The organism is Avibacterium sp. 20-126 (genome assembly GCF_044358625.1).
Lineage (GTDB): Bacteria > Pseudomonadota > Gammaproteobacteria > Enterobacterales > Pasteurellaceae > Avibacterium.
The window spans coordinates 1,096,211-1,108,658 of record NZ_CP091457.1 but is presented as its reverse complement, the minus strand read 5'-3'; the positions used below and the strand labels follow the sequence as shown (position 1 = coordinate 1,108,658).

Sequence of the window (12,448 nt, the reverse complement as noted above, 5' to 3'; positions counted from 1 at the left end):
TTCTCTTAATTATATTCATCAATAATATGGGCTTGTACTTCAGCCCCCGCCTGATTTATTTCTTCCCATTGTGGATATATGCCACTTAAATCACCACTCGCCATTCCTAGCCGTACAGCTTGATCGACAATAATTCTTGCTACATCAAAATGTCGTTCGACGGGATAATTATCTAACTGTTCTTTTAACACAAGGCTAAGATTAATAGGACGATGATTTTCGCGATAAGCAATTAATAGAGCTTGCATATGTTCAACAATTTGTTCGTGCAAATCAGCCAAACTTTCGTATTGTAATGCTTCTGGCAACTCCCCTAGCGCATCTTCTTCGCGTAATACAAGCTCTTCATCACGCAAATCTACTAAACGTTCTGCTTGTGCCGTCCATAAATACCAAGGATTTTCAAAATAATGTTGAATAGATTGGCGTAAACGTTGCGAAAACACACGATTTTTATCCATATCAATTGCTGTACGGATAAATTTATGTACGTGGCGGTCATAACCAATCCACAAATCAATAGATTGTTGCCCCCAGCTGATAATGCGGTCTAATTTTGCTTGTAAATCAATAATAAGTTGATCGATAAAATAGAGATTCTGCTGTCCGATCACACAATCTTGAATACGCAATAATTGTGCTTGCAGTTTATCTCCAGCGGAATTGAGTGTATCTTGCAATTCACGTAAATTGCTTGAGGTTTCATCTAATAAACGTTCACAGCTTGAAATCGCTGCTTGCCAATCTTTGGTTAATAACTCTGCAATTTCATCTTTAATGCTTTGCTGACTTTCATCCATCACACGTTGTGAGAAATCAATGCTGTCAAAAATCTCTGCCACAGAATATTTTAATGGCGCAAACACATTGCGTCGCCAATGATGTTCATCTCCACCCTCTTCTGCCGCTTCAGAAGCGCGTTGAATTTCATCTGCCACAATAGAAAGCTGGACAGAAAGGCGTAACGCAGAAAATTCACGTTGGCGAATGTAATAGTCCGAAACCCCAACGCCCAATGGGGTTAAACGATAAATGGCCAAACCTTCGGTGAATTCGCTACTAAAACGATTGAGAAAACGCTGTTTCACTAATTCATTAATCGCATTATTGGCTCGGGTAGCAATATTATCGGGGGATTGCTCAAAGGCTGATGCGGTATGACGGAAAATATCCACTAAATCCGTTTCTAACATCTCACCGTCTAAACGTTCATTGTTATAAATCGCAATAGCCAATAAAAACGCCAAACGATCAGTCGGCAAATTAAGCGAGAATTCTCGCTCTCTTGCCCAAGAGACCAATTCAGGGATTGTTTGTGATGTTTCAAGCATTGTGTATTCTCACAAGCAAATAAAAATTAGACAAAAATTGTAGTTGATTATACAGGATTTTTTAAGGATCTTGTAGATCGATTTATACCTTCATTTGAGTAAAGTTAAAGTGCGGTACTTTTTTATGTTTTTTTATTTAAGCTATTTAGCTAAAAAGAATTAATCTTGTATATTCCTATTGGAAAAAATTCCATTACCCCTTACTATACGCAAGTTTTTTAAATTGATATGACAGAATAATAAATCCAATGAGTGAAAATTTAACTTCTCAAAACGAAAAAACAAAGAAACAAATCTATAATTTCAATAAGTTACAAAAACGCCTACGTCGTAATGTAGGAGCTGCCATTGCTGATTTTAATATGATTGAAGAGGGCGATAAGGTAATGGTGTGCTTGTCTGGTGGAAAAGATAGCTACACTTTGCTTGATATTTTGCTCAATTTACGCCTTAACGCACCGATTCATTTTGACATTGTGGCGGTAAATTTAGATCAAAAGCAACCCGGCTTCCCCGAACACGTCTTACCTGAATATTTAGAACGCATCGGCGTAGATTACAAAATTGTAGAAGAAAACACCTACGGCATTGTGAAAGAAAAAATTCCAGAAGGCAAAACCACTTGCTCTCTTTGCTCACGCTTAAGACGTGGGATTTTATACCGCACTGCCACAGAGCTTGGCGCAACCAAAATTGCTCTTGGTCATCATCGTGATGATATGTTGGAAACCCTATTTTTAAATATGTTCTATGGTGGCAAACTGAAATCAATGCCACCCAAATTAATTAGCGATGATGGCAAACAAATTGTGATTCGTCCACTGGCCTATTGCAAAGAAAAGGATATTGAAAAATATGCTATCGCCAAACAATTCCCCATTATTCCTTGTAATCTATGCGGTTCGCAACCTAACTTGCAACGCCAAGTGGTAAAAGAAATGTTACAGACTTGGGATCGCCAATATCCGGGGCGTATCGAAACGATGTTTAGTGCAATGCAAAATATCGTACCTTCTCACTTATGCGATAAAAATTTATTTAATTTCAAAGATATTCAACGTGGACAACAGTTAGACGGTGTGGAAGGCGATATTGCTTTTGATAAACAAGATCTACCTGCTACCCCATTATACCAAGATGAAGAAGAACAAACCGATTTTAGCCAAAATGAAATGATCGCGTTTAAGGAAGTGAATTAAACGTAAAGCGAATTAGAAAGTGGGTAAAAAATTAAGTGCGGTGAAAAAAATTAACATTTTCCACCGCACTTTTCTATGTCTCTATTTTTATAAATGCAAATTTTACATTCTACGCGCTTGCCAATAAGTGCGCGTCCAGTAAGGGCTATTGAGGGAAGAATAAATCACTCCCCCTTTAGTTGATGCGTGTAGAAATTGACCATCTTTAACATAAATCCCAACGTGGTAGCCATTAGGCCCTCGCCCTGTTTTAAAGAAGACTAAATCTCCTGTTTGAATTTGCGATTTTGGCACTTTTGTACCATATTTCACTTGCTCTTTTGTCGTACGTGGAAGTTGAATATTAAAACGATCACGAAATGTTTTTTGCACAAATCCAGAGCAATCAATACCACGGCGACTTTGCCCGCCTAAACGATAAGGCGTGCCAGCCCATTCTCGTTGATGTTCACTTAATAAGGCGATTGTCATAATTGGATCATCAAGTCGTCCCTGATAAGAAATTTTTTCATCAGAATCTGAATGATTTGCTGAATGTGGAGACCCTGAACAAGCTGCTAAGACAGCAATACCAAGGGAAACTAAAATAAATTTAGCTAAACGCATTTTTTACCTACAAAATAAATAAAAGGAAAGCTATCCAAAAAAAGATAGCTTTCTTATCACATAAATAATTTAAGCCTTTGGCTTCGATTTTTCTACTCGAGAACGTAATTTTTGACCGGGTTTGAACACCACAACGCGACGTGCGGAAACAGGTACGCTTTCTCCTGTTTTAGGGTTGCGTCCCGGGCGTGAGGCTTTATCACGTAATTCAAAATTACCAAAACCCGATAATTTCACATCTTGTCCACTTTCCAACGCTACGCGAATTTCCTCAAAAAAACTTTCTACCAATAATTTGGCATCACGTTTATTTAGATTATGCTTTTCAATTAAGCTGTCAGCTAGTTCAACTTTGGTCAATGTCATAATATTAATCTCTCAAATAAGCATCAAATCGTTGTTTTAATGCGTCTAATACTGCTGAAATTACCGCATTAATTTCTTTCTCTTCAAGGGTTTTTTCCGTATCTTGAATTGTTAAGCTAATCGCTAAACTTTTCTTACCTTGTGGTAAATTTGCCCCTTGGTAAACATCAAATAAACTCAGGTTCACAAGCTGTTTTCCGCCCGCTTCACGACAGACTTCTAACACATCGCCAGCCGGTATTGCGCTATCCACGACAATGGCCAAATCACGTTTATTAGCTGGGAAGCGAGAAATTTCTTTGGCATTTGGCACAGATTTTTCTGCAATCGCCGCCCATTCAATTTCAAATACAATTGGTTTACCTGACAAACCAAGCTGTTGTACGACTTTTGGATGTACGGTACCAATATAACCGATTTCTTTATCGTCCAACATAATGGCAGCGGATTGTCCTGGGTGTAACGCTGGATATGATTTTGCAACAAAACGCAAACGATTTCCAGCCTTTGTTAGCGATAAAATACGTTCTAAATCCCCTTTTAGATCAAAGAAATCCACATTTTCGCCTTTATGCTCCCAATGAACTGGACGTTTATCCCCTACAATCGCTGCGCCAATGACATATTCTTGACGAACACCACTTTCTGCTTGGCTATCAGGAATAAAGCGTAATCCACCTTCAAAAATACGTACACGATTTTGCTGACGATTTTGGTTGTAAGCAATGGTTGTAAGTAAGCCCGGTAATAAAGAAACACGCATAGCAGACATTTCACGCGAAATTGGATTTGGTAAAATTAATGCCTCTTGTTGTGGGTATAATAATTGCTGAACTTCAGGATCAACAAAGCTATAAGACACAATTTCTTGATAATCACTATCTACAAATGCCGTGCGAACACGAACCAATTCTAATAAATGTTCAGGCATTGGTTTCATTTGTAAATGTGCTAACGGTGGATTATTCGGAATATTGTTATAACCGTAAATACGGGCGACTTCTTCGATCAAATCTTCTTCAATTTCAATATCAAAACGCCAGCTTGGTGAAATCGCTGTCCATAAACCGTCTTGATAACTTACTTGTAACCCTAAGCGTTGCAAAATATCAGTAACCGTTTCAGTTGGAATATAATGCCCTAGTAGATGATCTAATTTTTCACGGCGTAATTGAACCTGTTTCACTTTAGGTAAATGCACTTCACTGACCACCTCACAAATTTCGCCAGCTTCTCCACCACAGATTTCTAATAATAATGCGGTTGCTCGTTCCATCGCATCGCGTTGTAAATTAAAATCAACGCCGCGTTCAAAGCGGTGAGAAGCATCAGTATGCAAGCCATATTGTCTTGCACGCCCTGTAATAGCTAACGGAGCAAAGAATGCGGATTCAAGAATAACGTCTTTTGTTTCGCCATTTACTCCGCTTGCTTCACCACCAAAAATGCCAGCCATTGCTAATGGACCATTTTGATCGGCAATAAGAAGTGTATTGGGTTGAAGTTTGGCTGTTGTACCGTCTAACAGGACTAATTCTTCCCCTGCTTTCGCCATACGTACTTGTACAGGCTGGCTCACTTTAGCCGCATCAAAGGCGTGCATTGGCTGTCCTAATTCAAGTAAAATGTAATTGGTAATATCTACCACTGGATCAATAGAACGGATACCGCAACGGCGTAATTTTTCTTGCATCCAAATAGGCGTTTGCGCCTTAACGTTCACATTTTTTACCACACGCAATAAATAGCGTGGGCAAGCCTCTGGCGCTAACAGATCAATTTGTGCTTTATCAGTAATAGTTGCTACAACGGGCTGAATATCAGGCGTATTGACTGTTTGCTGATTTACCACGCCCACTTCACGGGCAATGCCCGCAATACTTAAACAGTCGGCACGGTTTGGCGTTAAGCTGATTTCTACACTGTTATCATTTAATTGTAAATATTCACGTAAATCCGTACCAATCGGTGCATCGGCTGGTAATTCAATGATACCGTTATGATCGTCAGAAATGCCTAATTCACTAAATGAACATAGCATTCCTTCAGAAGGCTGACCGCGCAATTTAGTTTTCTTAATTTTAAAATTACCCGGTAATACAGCACCATCTACAGCACAAGCTACTTTCAACCCTTGGCGGCAATTTGGCGCACCGCATACAATGTCTAATAGACGTTCACCACCAACATTCACTTTGGTTACACGCAATTTATCAGCATCAGGGTGTTGAGCGCATTCCACCACTTCCCCAACAACAACGCCATTAAATTCACCAGCAACCGCTTCAATGCCATCGACTTCGAGTCCAAGCATTGTAATTTGATCACATAATTGTTCTGTGCTAACTTCAGGATTAACCCATTCACGCACCCATAATTCACTAAATTTCATATTCTTTCTCTACATTAAATTCGGTTTTCAATTATTTAAATTGTTTTAAGAAACGGAGATCATTTTCAAAGAACGAACGTAAATCTGTTACATTGTAACGTAGCATCGTTAAACGTTCTACGCCCATTCCCACCGCAAAGCCAGAATATTCTTCTGGATCAATACCAACATTACGCAACACATTTGGGTGAACCATTCCACAACCTAGCACTTCCAACCATTTGCCGTTTTTACCCATTACATCGACTTCTGCAGAAGGTTCTGTAAAGGGGAAATAGGACGGGCGGAAACGCACTTGTAAGTCTTCTTCAAAAAAGGCGCGTAAGAAATCGTGTAATAAGCCTTTTAATTCACTGAAGTTAGCGTGTTTATCCACATAAAGTAATTCAATTTGGTGGAACATTGGGGTGTGGGTTTGGTCATAATCATTACGGTATACACGTCCCGGTGCCATAATACGAATTGGCGGACGCATTTTTTCCATTGTACGAATTTGTACGCCAGAGGTTTGGGTACGCAATAAACGCTCTGCATCAAACCAGAACGTATCGTGATCGGCACGGGCCGGGTGATGAGCTGGAATATTTAGCGCATCAAAGTTGTAATAATCAGTTTCAATCTCAGGCCCAACTTCTACACTAAAACCTAAGTTAGAGAAAAATTTTACAACACGCTCAATGGTAATTGAAACAGGGTGTAAGCCACCTAATTCTGTTTTACGCCCCGGCAAACTGACATCAATACTTTCTTTCGCTAACTGTGCATTAAGGGCTTCTTCTTCCCACTGTGCTTTTTTGGTGTTTAATAAATCTAACACTTTTTGTTTCGCTTCATTGATTTTTGCCCCCATTGCAGGACGCTCTTCCGCCGCCACATCACGCAATCCTTGCATTAATTGGGTAAAATGCCCTTTTTTCCCAAAATATTCCACACGAATGGCATCTAGCGTTTCAAGGCTTTTATCGTGCAATTTTTCAATCGCTTCTTTTGCCTGTTCGGTAATTTCTTTAAGGTGTTGCATACCTATCCTCTAATAACAATATAACATCTGAAAAATTTCTTAATGATAATACTAACGCCTTAAAAAATCACGTTTTTATTGTGGCTTTTCGCAATTATTCTGCCTTTCCCATTGTTGAATTTTTTCTTGCACAGAAAGTGCGGTAAAAAATTCACCTGTTTTTGGTAAGGCTTTCACACAAATCTGCTGGTTTTCATAAGTAAATTCAAGCTGATAACAATGTAAATAAGTGCGGTCGGATTTTTGCTTATTTCCGCCATAGCGTTCATCACCTAAAATGGGACTTCCTAAACTTTTCATTGCCACTCGTAGCTGATGGGTTCTGCCTGTTTGCGGAAATAACATAAACAGGCGTAAATTGGGTTCACAGCTTAGCGAAGAAAAACGGGTGATGGCAGGATTTTCCTTGCTTTGGCATAATTTCCACGTCCCATTACGCGATTTTTGCATATCCCCGATGATCCGTCCTTGTTTTTTCTTCGGCTTTTCAGTGGATAGCGCCAGATAGGTTTTCGCGATGCGATGACTAGCAAATAGCCCCGACAAGGTTGTCGCAGCTTGCTTATTCAATGCTAAAATCAACAATCCTGATGTTGCCCTATCTAAGCGATGCACCAGCCAAACTTGGGGTAAATTTAATTGTTGAGCCATTAAGGTGGTTAGACCAACCTCTTGCTCATCTTTATGTACGGAAATGCCACAAGGCTTGTGAATAATGATAAAATCAGCGTGCTGAAAAACAATGTCAAACATTGGCGTTGTGATCTCTGGCATAATTAGACGTTTATAAAAGTGCGGTTAAAAATAAATGAATTTTACTTTTCAACAGATTATAGCATATCTCATCCCTGTTCTGATTTGGATTTTAACGATCTCCATTACAATGCGATTGGTGATAAAAAAACAATCCGTTTCAGCTACCCTTTCTTGGTTGATGATAATTTATCTCGTCCCCGTGGTAGGCATTATCGCCTATTTAGTATTTGGCGAAGTGAAATTAGGGACAAAACGCGCAAAGGCATTTCGTTTACTTGCACCGAAATTTAATCAATGGTTTGGCGATTTTTCACAATGCCCACAATTAATCAATCACCATAATACTCTGCTTTATCGCCCAATTTTTGACTTAGCCAAAAGTCGCTTAAACATTCCTTGTGTGCTGGGTAATGAACTGCATATTTTAGAGACGCCAGAAAGTATCATAAAAAGCATTATTGATGATATTCATCAAGCCAAACATAGCATCAATATGGTGTTTTATATTTGGTGGAATGGTGGCCTAGTGGAAGACGTGCAACACGCACTAATTGCCGCACAAAAGCGCGGCGTAACAGTGCGAATATTGCTTGATAGTGTAGGCAGTCGTCAATTTTTGAAAAGTAAACATTGCCGTGAAATGAAAGAAAGTGGCATTGAAATCACCGAAGCGCTACACGTTAATTTACTACGGATGTTTTTTAGTCGTATTGATTTACGCCAACACCGCAAAATTATAGTACTCGATAATCAGATTGCTTATACAGGCAGTATGAATATGGTCGATCCGAAATATTTCAAACAAGACAGCCACGTTGGGCAATGGGTGGATATTATGGTGCGTATTAACGGTGCGGTGTCAGCGGTGCTAAATGGGCTGTATGCGTGGGATTGGCAAATTGAAAGTGATAAAGAAATCCCATTGCAGTTGCCTAATTGCCCTTTATTGCCCATAGAGAAGAACAATTCTCACGCCGTACAGATTCTTGCGACAGGCCCGGGATTTCCAGATGATTTAATGGCGCAATCCCTTTCTATTGCGATTTTCTCCGCGCGTAAAAGCATCACGATTACCTCGCCTTATTTTGTGCCAAGCCATAGCATTGCCGAAGCATTACGCATTGCGGCGTTACGCGGTATTGATGTGACGCTAATTCTGCCAAAGAAAAATGATTCTTTAATGGTTAGCTGGGCGAGCCGTACTTTCTTTGAAGATCTTCTTGCCGCTGGGGTAAAAATTTATCAATTTGAACAAGGGCTATTACATACCAAAAGTGTGTTGATTGATAACCGCCTTGTCTTAGTCGGAACGGTAAATATGGATATGCGCAGTTTTATGTTAAATTTTGAAGTTACAATGGTAGTGGAAGATCAAACTTTTGCTAATGAAGTTACCCTCTTGCAAGAAAATTACCGCCAAAGTTCTTCATTATTAACCTATAAAGATTGGGTAAAACGTCCTGTTTATCAACGCGTAATTGAACGTTTATTTTTCTTATTCAGCCCACTTTTATAAGTGCGGTATAAATTTTCAACGTTTTTAAGGATAGTAATGAAAAAACAGCTTACCTTTTATTTCATCCGCCACGGACGTACCGTTTGGAACAAACAAGGTTTATTACAAGGACAAGGCGATTCACCACTGATCGCCGAAGGCATTGAAGGGGCAATAAAAACAGGCAAACACTTAGCCAATATTCCCTTTGTTGCAGCCTATTCAAGTGTGTTAAAACGCGCGATGGATACCGCAGAATACATTATTGGCGAACGAAATATTCCCTTTTTTCAACATAAAGGCTTAAATGAGCATAGCTTTGGCTCTTGGGAAGGGGCATTAGTGAGCCACCTTCGTCAAAACGAAGAATATCAACAAATGACCAAAGATCCCGCCAGTTTTCAGGCTAAAAGCAATCGTGGCGAAACCTTTGGTGAATTAGCTAAACGGGCAATGAAAGCCATTGATGAAATTATTCAAGTACATCATTCAGGCAATATTTTGGTGGTTTCTCACGGTCATACACTACATTTATTGCTCGCTTTATTTGACGGCTCAACTTGGCAAAACCACCGTGAAAACCCGCGAGTAACACGCTTGGCAAATACCTCTATTAGTATTGTGCGTTATGAACAAGCTGAAAACGAAAGTGCGGGGCGTTTTGTATTAGAAACGGTGAATAGCATAGAGCATTTGTAATGCTTTATATTCCTACTCCAAAGAAGAGACTAATACAGTACGGCTCTAAAATTATATTCTAATTATCCTATTATTTTTATACCTTAGTAAGGTATTAATTGATGTTAAGTTAAAAAACCATTTTCAAATTTTTCTTCTATATTTAACCTTGGGGATTCATCATTATTAAAATGATATATAAATCCATTATTATTTAGCATTTTAATAACAGATATGGCTTTTTCATCAGAATAATCAAATTCATATTTTAGAATGGAAAATATATGATATATTTCATTCCTAAGATCTGTAGAAAATATCCCAGGATCATCTGAACCAAGAACAATTATCATCGGGTAATCTCCTTCTATTTTTCTATTGGCTATTCTTAGCCAACGAAATATATGATGATCTTTTATTGAATTATAAATACTAATTCTAACATTACTTGTAATTAAACTTTCAATAACAATTGATTTTTCCGATATTAATTTTTGAACATATTGCTGACATTTAACAAGAAAATTCTCTGAGAAAAAATCAGAACATACTTTTTCTTTTTCTTCATACTTAGTAAATGTTTTTACATTAAACCATCTATCTCTTAATAAACATAATGTATCTCTTGGGATTGATTTGACTAATGAAATCTCATATAGATCTAATATAACTTTATTTTCTAAAAAATTATTAACAATCTCAGGATTTAGATATCTATGCTCAAAGAAAGAGTCTAGTAATAAAAGATCTATTTTTTTACTGTAGTCATCGCCAAATATTTCTTTAGAAAGCTTATTAATTTCATACTCAAGTTTATATATTTGAATATTATCAATATTCAAATATATAGCTACTTTTCTAGCAAATAATAAATTCTCTAGCCATACTCCTTTAGATATAAATACCTCTCTAGGTATTGCTTTAATCCAATCACTAGGAATCAATCCTATTGCTGTAGCATGACCTATCCTATCACCTGATTTCAAGTTTAAGAAAACTATTGACTCATAAATAGCCCTAATGCCTGTCATTAAATGTTCAAAATCTTCTCCAACATGGTATGTAAATTTTTTAATAAAATTTCTTCTACAAAATCTATATAGAGGTGAGAAAACTTCTGGAGGAGTGTCCATCTCGTTAGCTGCAGCATCAACTCCAACAATAATATCTTTCAGTTTTGGATATTTAACAAAAGTCTCTTGTAAAATTTTCCCTTTTTCTATTAGATTTTCTCTAATATTTTTAAAATGATAATTCATATCAGGTATGCTAGATATATTATGATAATTCCATTTTCCTTTTATAAAGTGGCATACTAATCTAAGTTTTGGTCTATCTATTTTTAATACATTATCAATTAAACTATTTAAATCTTCTTTTTTTAATAAACCATTTTTCCCTCTAGCATATTTTACAAATCCATTTAAAATATTATAGATTAGAAACTCATTCTCCTCAATGCTGCTTTTAGGAGAAAATCTACCTTCTATAGTTGCTAAATCAGAATTTTTAGAAAAAACATCTGGTCCATGTAATTGAATATATCTAATATAGTAATCTTTTTCATATCCTTCTCTAGCTCCAGAATCAGCAATTTTTTGGAAGTTATCAAATCCTTTTTTATATACAGATTGTAATGAAATGCTTCTAAAGCAATTCATAGAAACAATATATATCAAATAAAGTATGTCTAAAAGCTTTCTCCTAGACTCACTTTTTCCGGATTTAAGATAATTTATCGTTATCCTATGAAATTCTAACTCTTTAAAAAACAACTCTTCCTCTTCATAGTATTTAAAATTATCTTCAAAAAAACATCGAAATAATCCTCATATTTTAATATTTTAATTAGTAGATCAATTAGATGATTATACTCTTTGTTATAATTTTCATTAATAATTAAAATAATTAATTTTTTTATAGTCTTAGATATAACTAATAACTTATGGTATGACTTTGGGGTTTTTAGAAAATAATCTGAACCATAATGTAAAAAAACATGTTCCTTATTAAAGTTTTCCTCTAAATAATTTCTTATAGAAGAGGGGGTTTCTAATGCCCAACTCCATAGTAATTCTGCTGTTGTTGTTCCATTTAAATGGATATGTAGATCATTAAGCCCTACATTATTAATATAATATTCAACGATAGGTTTCTTAGGTGATAAAATTCCTCTAAGTCCTCTAATATTACTCCTATTATTGCATAGATTACATAGCGCTAATATTGGCAAAAATGAATGGTTAGACATCCAGTTTTGCCAATCAGAAAAAAGATTTAACTTTATGGAAGAATCTTCTTCTACATAAAAATCTTTTACTTCATATAGTAAAGCTAGTGATAAACAGGTTCTCTTTTTATATTTGCAGCATAGACTATCCCAATAACTAGAAAAAATTCTATCGTTAAAATTGGAGTAGATACTTAAATGGTTATAGGTGATGAACTTTATTTTATTGATGTTAATGCTTTCAACTCCTCTCCCATCCAAAATATTAATGCTTTCAACTCCTCTCTCATCTAAAATATAACTTAATAGATCTTCACATAACGATTTATATACTAATTGTGATGAAAGAATAAAATCATTTATTAACATTTATT

General features: G+C 36.7%; 11 protein-coding genes. 3 read left to right on the top strand and 8 right to left on the bottom strand.

Annotated elements, in window-relative coordinates; translation table 11 throughout:
• Window positions 1-5: 5 nt before the first annotated feature.
• Window positions 6-1,331 (bottom strand): chromosome partition protein MukF, encoded by a 1,326-nt coding sequence (gene mukF / locus L4F91_RS05105; protein ID WP_395897694.1) that lies wholly within the window; start codon window positions 1,329-1,331, stop codon window positions 6-8.
• Window positions 1,332-1,579: 248 nt separating this feature from the next.
• Here mukF and ttcA point away from each other — a divergent pair, with 248 nt between their 5' ends.
• Entirely contained in the window at window positions 1,580-2,530 is a 951-nt protein-coding gene (ttcA, locus tag L4F91_RS05100) for a tRNA 2-thiocytidine(32) synthetase TtcA (RefSeq protein WP_265778101.1), read from the top strand.
• 102 nt (window positions 2,531-2,632) lie between these two features.
• Here the strand turns inward: ttcA and L4F91_RS05095 are convergent, their stop codons facing one another.
• The 5 genes from L4F91_RS05095 to L4F91_RS05075 form a co-directional block, all read right to left on the bottom strand.
• Window positions 2,633-3,136: a C40 family peptidase gene (locus L4F91_RS05095; protein ID WP_250363005.1), complete on the bottom strand. Its 504-nt coding sequence runs from the start codon at window positions 3,134-3,136 to the stop codon at window positions 2,633-2,635.
• A 69-nt stretch (window positions 3,137-3,205) separates the two neighbouring features.
• On the bottom strand, window positions 3,206-3,502 hold the full coding sequence (locus tag L4F91_RS05090) for an integration host factor subunit alpha (RefSeq protein WP_103855875.1): 297 nt from the start codon (window positions 3,500-3,502) through the stop codon (window positions 3,206-3,208).
• 4 nt (window positions 3,503-3,506) lie between these two features.
• The gene (gene pheT, locus L4F91_RS05085) at window positions 3,507-5,894 is read right to left on the bottom strand and encodes a phenylalanine--tRNA ligase subunit beta (protein WP_395897691.1); all 2,388 of its coding nucleotides are present in this window, start codon (window positions 5,892-5,894) and stop codon (window positions 3,507-3,509) included.
• A 31-nt stretch (window positions 5,895-5,925) separates the two neighbouring features.
• Entirely contained in the window at window positions 5,926-6,915 is a 990-nt protein-coding gene (gene pheS, locus L4F91_RS05080) for a phenylalanine--tRNA ligase subunit alpha (RefSeq protein WP_250350258.1), read from the bottom strand.
• A gap of 75 nt (window positions 6,916-6,990) precedes the next feature.
• Complete coding sequence (locus L4F91_RS05075; protein WP_395897690.1) at window positions 6,991-7,689, bottom strand: TIGR01621 family pseudouridine synthase; 699 nt, start codon at window positions 7,687-7,689, stop codon at window positions 6,991-6,993.
• A gap of 34 nt (window positions 7,690-7,723) precedes the next feature.
• Between L4F91_RS05075 and cls the strand changes: the two genes are divergently transcribed.
• Both cls and L4F91_RS05065 read left to right on the top strand, forming a co-directional pair.
• The gene (cls, locus tag L4F91_RS05070) at window positions 7,724-9,187 is read left to right on the top strand and encodes a cardiolipin synthase (RefSeq protein WP_395897689.1); all 1,464 of its coding nucleotides are present in this window, start codon (window positions 7,724-7,726) and stop codon (window positions 9,185-9,187) included.
• A gap of 36 nt (window positions 9,188-9,223) precedes the next feature.
• Window positions 9,224-9,865 carry a histidine phosphatase family protein gene (locus L4F91_RS05065; RefSeq protein WP_395897688.1) on the top strand — a complete coding sequence of 214 codons (642 nt, stop codon included), beginning with the start codon at window positions 9,224-9,226 and terminating at the stop codon, window positions 9,863-9,865.
• Window positions 9,866-9,969: 104 nt separating this feature from the next.
• Here the strand turns inward: L4F91_RS05065 and L4F91_RS05060 are convergent, their stop codons facing one another.
• Window positions 9,970-11,619 carry a hypothetical protein gene (locus tag L4F91_RS05060; RefSeq protein ID WP_395897687.1) on the bottom strand — a complete coding sequence of 550 codons (1,650 nt, stop codon included), beginning with the start codon at window positions 11,617-11,619 and terminating at the stop codon, window positions 9,970-9,972.
• Window positions 11,601-12,443 carry a hypothetical protein gene (locus L4F91_RS05055; protein WP_395897686.1) on the bottom strand — a complete coding sequence of 281 codons (843 nt, stop codon included), beginning with the start codon at window positions 12,441-12,443 and terminating at the stop codon, window positions 11,601-11,603. Before L4F91_RS05055 ends, L4F91_RS05060 begins: the two co-directional genes overlap by 19 nt.
• Window positions 12,444-12,448 lie beyond the last annotated feature (5 nt).

Bases quoted from the DNA above. Each gene is read 5' to 3' on its own strand.
- L4F91_RS05090 (WP_103855875.1), bottom strand. From the start codon at position 3,502: ATGACATTGACCAAAGTTGAACTAGCTGACAGCTTAATTGAAAAGCAT.
- mukF (WP_395897694.1), bottom strand. From the start codon at position 1,331: ATGCTTGAAACATCACAAACAATCCCTGAATTGGTCTCTTGGGCAAGA.
- ttcA (WP_265778101.1), top strand. From the start codon at position 1,580: ATGAGTGAAAATTTAACTTCTCAAAACGAAAAAACAAAGAAACAAATC.
- L4F91_RS05065 (WP_395897688.1), top strand. From the start codon at position 9,224: ATGAAAAAACAGCTTACCTTTTATTTCATCCGCCACGGACGTACCGTT.
- L4F91_RS05095 (WP_250363005.1), bottom strand. From the start codon at position 3,136: ATGCGTTTAGCTAAATTTATTTTAGTTTCCCTTGGTATTGCTGTCTTA.
- cls (WP_395897689.1), top strand. From the start codon at position 7,724: ATGAATTTTACTTTTCAACAGATTATAGCATATCTCATCCCTGTTCTG.
- L4F91_RS05055 (WP_395897686.1), bottom strand. From the start codon at position 12,443: ATGTTAATAAATGATTTTATTCTTTCATCACAATTAGTATATAAATCG.
- pheS (WP_250350258.1), bottom strand. From the start codon at position 6,915: ATGCAACACCTTAAAGAAATTACCGAACAGGCAAAAGAAGCGATTGAA.
- L4F91_RS05075 (WP_395897690.1), bottom strand. From the start codon at position 7,689: ATGCCAGAGATCACAACGCCAATGTTTGACATTGTTTTTCAGCACGCT.
- pheT (WP_395897691.1), bottom strand. From the start codon at position 5,894: ATGAAATTTAGTGAATTATGGGTGCGTGAATGGGTTAATCCTGAAGTT.